This is a genomic window from Stenotrophomonas sp. AGC87, assembly GCF_057333975.1.
The window spans coordinates 247,856-254,074 of sequence record NZ_JBHFHW010000010.1; the positions used below are offsets into that span (position 1 = coordinate 247,856).

Annotated in this window: 9 protein-coding genes; 5 read left to right on the top strand and 4 right to left on the bottom strand. The window is 67.7% G+C overall.

Translation table 11 applies throughout. The features are described from left to right. Positions 1 to 2: 2 nt before the first annotated feature. A complete protein-coding gene (locus tag ACE026_RS05555) occupies positions 3 to 431 on the bottom strand; it encodes a GNAT family N-acetyltransferase (RefSeq protein ID WP_486038276.1) in 429 nt (142 codons plus the stop codon). Continuing rightward, positions 431 to 934, bottom strand: coding sequence for an SsrA-binding protein SmpB (gene smpB, locus ACE026_RS05560; RefSeq protein ID WP_088433158.1), 504 nt, complete (start codon positions 932 to 934; stop codon positions 431 to 433). Before smpB ends, ACE026_RS05555 begins: the two co-directional genes overlap by 1 nt. Positions 935 to 991: 57 nt before the next feature. On the opposite strand from smpB, the gene ACE026_RS05565 reads away from it, so the two are divergent. Both ACE026_RS05565 and ACE026_RS05570 read left to right on the top strand, forming a co-directional pair. Beyond that, positions 992 to 1,420 (top strand): type II toxin-antitoxin system RatA family toxin, encoded by a 429-nt coding sequence (locus ACE026_RS05565; RefSeq protein ID WP_486038277.1) that lies wholly within the window; start codon positions 992 to 994, stop codon positions 1,418 to 1,420. A 3-nt stretch (positions 1,421 to 1,423) separates the two neighbouring features. Beyond that, positions 1,424 to 1,684 (top strand): RnfH family protein, encoded by a 261-nt coding sequence (locus ACE026_RS05570; protein ID WP_313211557.1) that lies wholly within the window; start codon positions 1,424 to 1,426, stop codon positions 1,682 to 1,684. A gap of 16 nt (positions 1,685 to 1,700) precedes the next feature. On the opposite strand, the gene ACE026_RS05575 is transcribed toward ACE026_RS05570, so the two are convergent. Then, entirely contained in the window at positions 1,701 to 2,093 is a 393-nt protein-coding gene (locus ACE026_RS05575; RefSeq protein ID WP_019183163.1) for an outer membrane protein assembly factor BamE, read from the bottom strand. A 104-nt stretch (positions 2,094 to 2,197) separates the two neighbouring features. On the opposite strand from ACE026_RS05575, the gene fur reads away from it, so the two are divergent. Next, on the top strand, positions 2,198 to 2,605 hold the full coding sequence (gene fur, locus ACE026_RS05580; RefSeq protein WP_070470227.1) for a ferric iron uptake transcriptional regulator: 408 nt from the start codon (positions 2,198 to 2,200) through the stop codon (positions 2,603 to 2,605). A 143-nt stretch (positions 2,606 to 2,748) separates the two neighbouring features. On the opposite strand, the gene recN is transcribed toward fur, so the two are convergent. Beyond that, on the bottom strand, positions 2,749 to 4,410 hold the full coding sequence (gene recN / locus ACE026_RS05585) for a DNA repair protein RecN (RefSeq protein WP_486038278.1): 1,662 nt from the start codon (positions 4,408 to 4,410) through the stop codon (positions 2,749 to 2,751). A 125-nt stretch (positions 4,411 to 4,535) separates the two neighbouring features. Between recN and hrcA the strand changes: the two genes are divergently transcribed. Further along, positions 4,536 to 5,603: a heat-inducible transcriptional repressor HrcA gene (hrcA, locus tag ACE026_RS05590; RefSeq protein ID WP_486038279.1), complete on the top strand. Its 1,068-nt coding sequence runs from the start codon at positions 4,536 to 4,538 to the stop codon at positions 5,601 to 5,603. Between the two features lie 82 nt (positions 5,604 to 5,685). Further along, the gene (gene grpE / locus ACE026_RS05595) at positions 5,686 to 6,201 is read left to right on the top strand and encodes a nucleotide exchange factor GrpE (RefSeq protein WP_121042061.1); all 516 of its coding nucleotides are present in this window, start codon (positions 5,686 to 5,688) and stop codon (positions 6,199 to 6,201) included. The last annotated feature ends 18 nt before the right edge of the window (positions 6,202 to 6,219 follow it).

The window sequence follows — 6,219 nt, forward strand, 5'->3', positions numbered from 1 at the left end:
AGTCAGAGCGACTTGCGCAGGTACAGGCGCTGATGACCAGGCGGAAAATCCTGCAGCCGGCCGAACACTTCATAGTCCTGCTTGAGATAGAAGCCCTCGGCCTGCCAGGAGAAGGTATCCAGCGTCACGGCGTGCGCGCCGAGCGCGCGGGCCTGCTGCTCGGCCTCGGCCAGCAGGGCCCGGCCCAGTCCTTGGCCACGGCGGGTATCGTCGACCCAGAGCGCATGCACCATCAGCCAGCCGCCACAGACATCGGCGGCGATCCCGGCCACGACCTGGCCGGCGTCGTCGTGGATCACCCGGTTGACCGGGTGATCGTCCAGCGCATCACCACAAGCGGCCTGGTTGAAGGCCAGCAGGCCGGCGAACACCGCGCGGGTGTCCTCGGCGCTGGCGGGCTGGATCACCGGGGCGGGCGACGCCGGCGCCATCAGGCGTCGCGGTTGTGCCGGCGCATCGTGCGTGACTTCTCGCGCGCCCAGTCGCGGTCCTTCTCGGCATCGCGCTTGTCGTGGGTCTGCTTGCCCTTGGCCAGCGCGATCTCGAGCTTGATCTTGTTCTTGCTCCAGTACATCGCGGTGGGCACGATCGTGTAGCCATCGCGCTGCACCTTGCCGATCAGCTTGTCGATCTCACTGCGATGCAGAAGCAGCTTCCGCTCGCGACGGTCGTTGGCCACCATGTGGGAGGAGGCCTGGATCAACGGGGTGATCTGCGCACCGATCAGGTAGATCTCGCCATCACGCACATAGGCGTAGGCATCGATGATGTTGCCGCGCCCGGCGCGGATCGACTTCACTTCCCAGCCCTGCAGGGCCAGGCCGGCTTCGAAGCGATCTTCGATGTGGTACTCGTGACGGGCACGCTTGTTGAGCGCGATGGTTTTGTTGGCCGTCGCGTCCTTTGCTTTATCCTTGCCGCTGTTCTTGCTCATTTCCCTATTGTCTCCGATTCGGGCACGCCCGGTCGATTCATCAGACATCTGTATCGCATGCCAACTATCCGCCGTAGTGCCCTGGTCGAACATTCGGCTGCCCGCATGTTCGACCTGGTCAATGATATTGACGCCTATCCGCGCCGCTTCCGCTGGTGTTCGGCCTCGCAGATCCTGGAGTCCGGCCCGGACCGCCTGGTCGCGCGCCTGGATCTGGGCTTCGGTTCGTTCTCGACCTGGTTCATGACCGAGAACACGCTGCAGCGCCCGCAGAGCATTGATATGCAGCTCAAGGACGGGCCGTTCAAGCGCCTGCACGGGCGCTGGGAGTTCCACGCGCTGGCCGAGGACGCCTGCAAGGTCACGCTGACGCTGGAGTTCGAACCGACCTCACGCCTGCTCGGTCCGGCCCTGGCGCTGGGTTTCCAGGGCCTGGCCGACCGCATGGTGAATGATTTCGTCCGCGTCGCCGACGCCCAGGACTGAGCCGTGATCACGGTCGAGGTGGTATTGGCCTGGCCCGATCGGGCCGCGTCACGGGTGCTGTCGCTGCCCGAAGGCGCCACGATCGCCGAGGCCATCGCGGTGGCCGCCATCGACGGCAGCGCCCAATGCCCGGCCGTGGCCGTGCACGGCCTGCTGGCCAAGCCGGATCAGGTGCTGCGCGAGGGCGACCGGGTCGAGCTGCTGCGTCCGCTGCTGGCCGACCCGAAAGACAACCGCCGCCGGCGCGCACGCGCCGGCAGCTGAGTGAAGAAGTCAGGCCTCAGCGGCCGCGCTTCTTCTTGTCCTTGGGCAGGTTGCGGCCGAACTGGCGCAGCGTGCTGCGGGCCAGCTGGGCGTCGTCGCTGGCGAAGTACTCGCCGTCCCAGCGGGTAACCGCATCGTTCTCGAAGTAGACGGTGAAGTTCTTCACTTCCGTCTTGCCCACGCGGTTCACGCGCTGGCTGGCGGTGTAATCCCAGCGCTGGGCATGGAACGGGTCCGGGATGGAGGGCGTGCCAAGCAGGGCGTTGACCTGCTGCTTGCTCTGGCCCACCTGCAGCTGACCGACGGCCTGCTCCCGGATCAGGTTGCCCTGATAGATGGGTTGCTTGTAAATGATGCCGCAGCCCGTGGTGGACAGGGCAACGGCGGCGACCAGCAGGAGATTGCGCATCGGGGAATGGCGTTTGGGGAAATCGAGTCGATGATACACTCCCGACGTGTCGCCGCGACCCAATCCGAGGCAGCTGGCGCTAAATCGCCAATGAACGGAGAACTATGGAAACCCACGACCTGCGCAAAGTCGGCCTCAAGGTGACCCACCCGCGTATGCGGATCCTGGCGCTGCTCGAGCAGCGCAATGCCAGCCACCACATGACCGCCGAAGACATCTACCGCCAGCTCCTGGAGCACGGGGATGAGATCGGCCTGGCCACGGTGTACCGGGTGCTGACCCAGTTCGAGGCCGCTGGCCTGGTGCTGAAGCACAACTTCGAAGGCGGCCAGGCCGTCTACGAGCTGGACCGCGGCGGCCACCACGACCACATGGTCGATGTGGACAGCGGCAAGATCATCGAATTCGAAAGCCACGAGATCGAGGAGCTGCAGCGCAAGATCGCGGCCGACCATGGCTACGAGCTGGAAGAGCACTCGCTGGTGCTCTACGTCCGCAAGAAGCGTCGGTAACGGCTCGCTGGCCGTCCGGATGCGATCAAAAAACCCCGGGCATGCCCGGGGTTTTCGTTTTCAGGATGAGGCGCCGGTTCCGGCGGGGCGCCGGTTCCGGCGGGGCGCCGGCCAGCGGCCGGCACTACCCGATCACGGGGGGCTCAGACCTGCAGCAGCTTGCGCGCGGCCGCCCGGGCTTCCTTGCTGACTTCCACGCCGCCCAGCATCCGGGCCAGCTCTTCCTCGCGGGCCTTGGTATCCAGCTTTTCGACCGCGCTCTGGGTCATGCCGTCCACCGGCGCCTTGCTGACCCGGTAGTGGGCGTGGCCCTTGGAGGCGACCTGCGGCAGATGGGTGACGCACAGCACCTGACGCTTCTCGCCCAAGGCGCGCAGCTTCTGCCCGACGATGTCGGCCACGGCGCCGCCGATGCCCGAATCGACTTCGTCGAAGACCATGGTCGGCACCGCATCCAGGCCCAGCGCGGCGACTTCGATCGCCAGCGAGATACGGGACAGTTCACCGCCCGAGGCGACCTTGCGCAGGGCGCGCGGCGGCTGGCCGGCGTTGGCGGCGACCAGGAACTCGACCCGCTCGGCGCCGTTCGGATCCGGCTTGACCACCGTCTGCGGCTCGATATCGATCAGGAACTGACCGCCGCCCATGCCCAGCTCGCCGATCAGGGTGGTGGTGGTGTCCGACAGGGCTTGGGCGGCCTTCCGGCGGCTGGCGCTGAGCACCTCGGCCACGGCTTTCCACTGGCCAGCGGTACGGTCGATCTCGCCGGCCAGGGCCTGCAGGCGCTCGTCGGCACCGCGCAGCTGCTCGACTTCGGCCTCCATGGCGTCGCGGTGCTCGCCGAGTGCTTCCATCGGTACGCGGTGCTTACGGGCGAGGTCGTGCAGGCGGCCGAGACGGCGCTCGATATCCTCGAACTGCTCCGGGTCGGCATCCAGATCGTCATGGACGCGGTCGAGCAACGACAGCGCTTCGTCCAGCTGGATGGCGGCGCTGTCGAGCAGGGCATCGACCTCGCCGAGCCGGCTGTCGTGTTCGGCCACGCGGGCCAGGTCATGGCGGGTCTGCTGCAGCAGCTGCAGCACCGAGACCTCATCATCGCCATTGAGGCGGCTGACGGCCACGTCGCAGGCGCCGATCAGCGCGCTGGCATGGGCCTGGCGGCGGTGGCTGCTGCCCAGGGTGGCGATCGAGGCCGGGTCCAGGTCTTCGCGCTTGAGCTCGCTGAGCTGGTGCTCCAGGTAGCCGATCCGGTCGCTCACGTCGCCCTGGCGCGACAGCGCCTCGGCTTCGTCCACCAGCGTCTGCCAGCGTGCGGCGGTCTGGCGGACCTGGGCGCGCTCGGCGTCGTTGCGGGCGAAGGCATCCAGCAGCGAGAGCTGCGAGGGGCGCGCGAGCAGGGCCTGCTGTTCGTGCTGGCCGTGGATTTCGACCAGCATGCTGGCCAGCTCGGTCAGCTGGGTCAGTGTCACCGGGCGGCCGTTGATGAAAGCGCGCGAGCCACCGTCGGCGCGGATAACCCGTCGCAACTGGCACTGTTCTTCGTCGTCCAGCTCGTTGTCGCGCAGCCACTGGCGGGCCGGGGCGTCGGCCAATGGCGCGAATTCGGCCGAGAGCTCGGCGCGCGCGGCGCCGTGGCGGACCACGCCGCTGTCGGCGCGCAGCCCGGACAAAAAGCCCAGCGCGTCCACCATCAGCGACTTGCCCGCGCCGGTTTCACCTGAGACCACGGTCATGCCGGCGCCGAATTCCAGCTCGGTGGCGCGGACGACCGCGAAATCCTTGATCGATAGATGTCTAAGCATGGTCTACGTTGTACACGAGGGGCGTCTCCAAGCCGCGCACGCTAGCATGGGCGGGGGGCGTCTCCAATGACTTGCCAACGCCCCGTGCAGCCATTATCTAAGTGGGCGTCTCACAGGCTGATTCCATGCATCCTTCCGCGTCCCATCTCGCCCCACGCGCCCGCCATCTGCTGCGGACGCTGATCGCGCGTCACATCCAGGATGGCGAACCGGTCGGCTCGCAGACGCTTGCCCGGCATGCCGGCCTGGATGTCAGCCCGGCCACGATCCGCAACATCCTGGGCGACCTGGAAGACCTGGGGCTGCTCAGCTCGCCGCACACCTCGGCCGGCCGGGTGCCGACCGCGCACGGCTACCGGGTGTTCGTGGACAGCCTGGTCAAGATGCAGCCGCCGGGCGAGGGCGAGCTCAGCCGCCTGCGCACCGAGCTGGCCACCGGCACCGGCACCCAGGCCCTGCTCGGCAGTGCCTCGGAGCTGCTCTCGGCGATGAGCCATTTCGTGGGGGTGGTCAGTGCCCCGCGCCGGGAGCAGTTCGCGTTCCGGCATATCGATTTCGTGGCGCTGGACGCGCGCCGGGTGCTGGCGATCCTGGTGTTCGCCGACAACGAGGTGCAGAACCGGGTGATCGAGCCACGCCGCGGCTTCAACCCCGGCGAGCTGGAGCAGGTCGCCAACTACCTCAATGCGAACTGCGCCGGGCGGCCGCTGGCCGATATCCGGGCCCGGCTGCTGCTGGAGCTGCGCGATGCGCAGTCGGAAATGGAGCAGTTGCTGGCGCACAGCATCGAGCTGGCCGAGCAGGCGATGGTGCCGCCGGCCGATGACATGGTGCTGGCTGGGCAGACCCGCCTGATGGGCGTGCAGGACCTTTCAGACCTGGAGCGCCTGCGCGAGCTGTTCGATGTGTTTGCCAGCAAGCGCGAGATCCTGCAGCTGCTCGAGCGCACCATCCAGGCCCCGGGCGTGCGCATCTTCATCGGCGAGGAGACCGGGGTGATGCCGCTGGAGAGCGTCTCGCTGGTCACCGCCCCGTACTCGGCCGATGGCCAGGTGCTGGGCGTGCTGGGGGTCATCGGCCCGAAGCGGATGGCCTACGACCGCATGATCCCGCTGGTGGAAGCCACCGCCCAGGTGCTGGGGGCCGCGCTGGGCTCGCCGGCTGGCGGTGTATTGTCCCGCGATCGCGCATAAAGCAGCCCTGGACTCTTGAATCCCGTAGCCGCGCCCACATAGGGGTGGGTGGAGGCGGAGAGTCACCGCCAAGGATCCGGAAATGAACCAAGATCAGTCAGATATCGCATCCCAGAATCCCGCCGGCGAGCCGGGCGCTGAGCCGTCCCTGCAGCAGCAGCTGGACAGCCTGCACAACGAGCTGGCCCTGCTGCGTTCGGAGTCGCTGCGCGAACGCGCCGACCTGGACAACCAGCGCAAGCGCGTTGCCCGCGACGTGGAACAGGCGCGCCGCTTCGCCAATGAAAAGCTGCTCGGCGAGCTGCTGCCGGTGTTCGACAGCCTCGATGCCGGCCTCAATGCCGCCGGCAGCGAGCCGAGCCCGCTGCGCGAAGGTCTCGAACTGACCTACAAGCAGCTGCTCAAGGTCGCCGCCGACAATGGCCTGACCCTGCTCGACCCGACCGGCCAGACCTTCAACCCGGACCACCACCAGGCCATCAGCCAGGTGGACGCGCCCGGCGCGGCGCCGGGCAGCGTGGTGCAGGTGTTCCAGAAGGGCTACCTGCTCAACGACCGCCTGCTGCGGCCGGCGCTGGTCGTGGTGGCCCGCGACTGACCCACGGGTCGGTGCCCC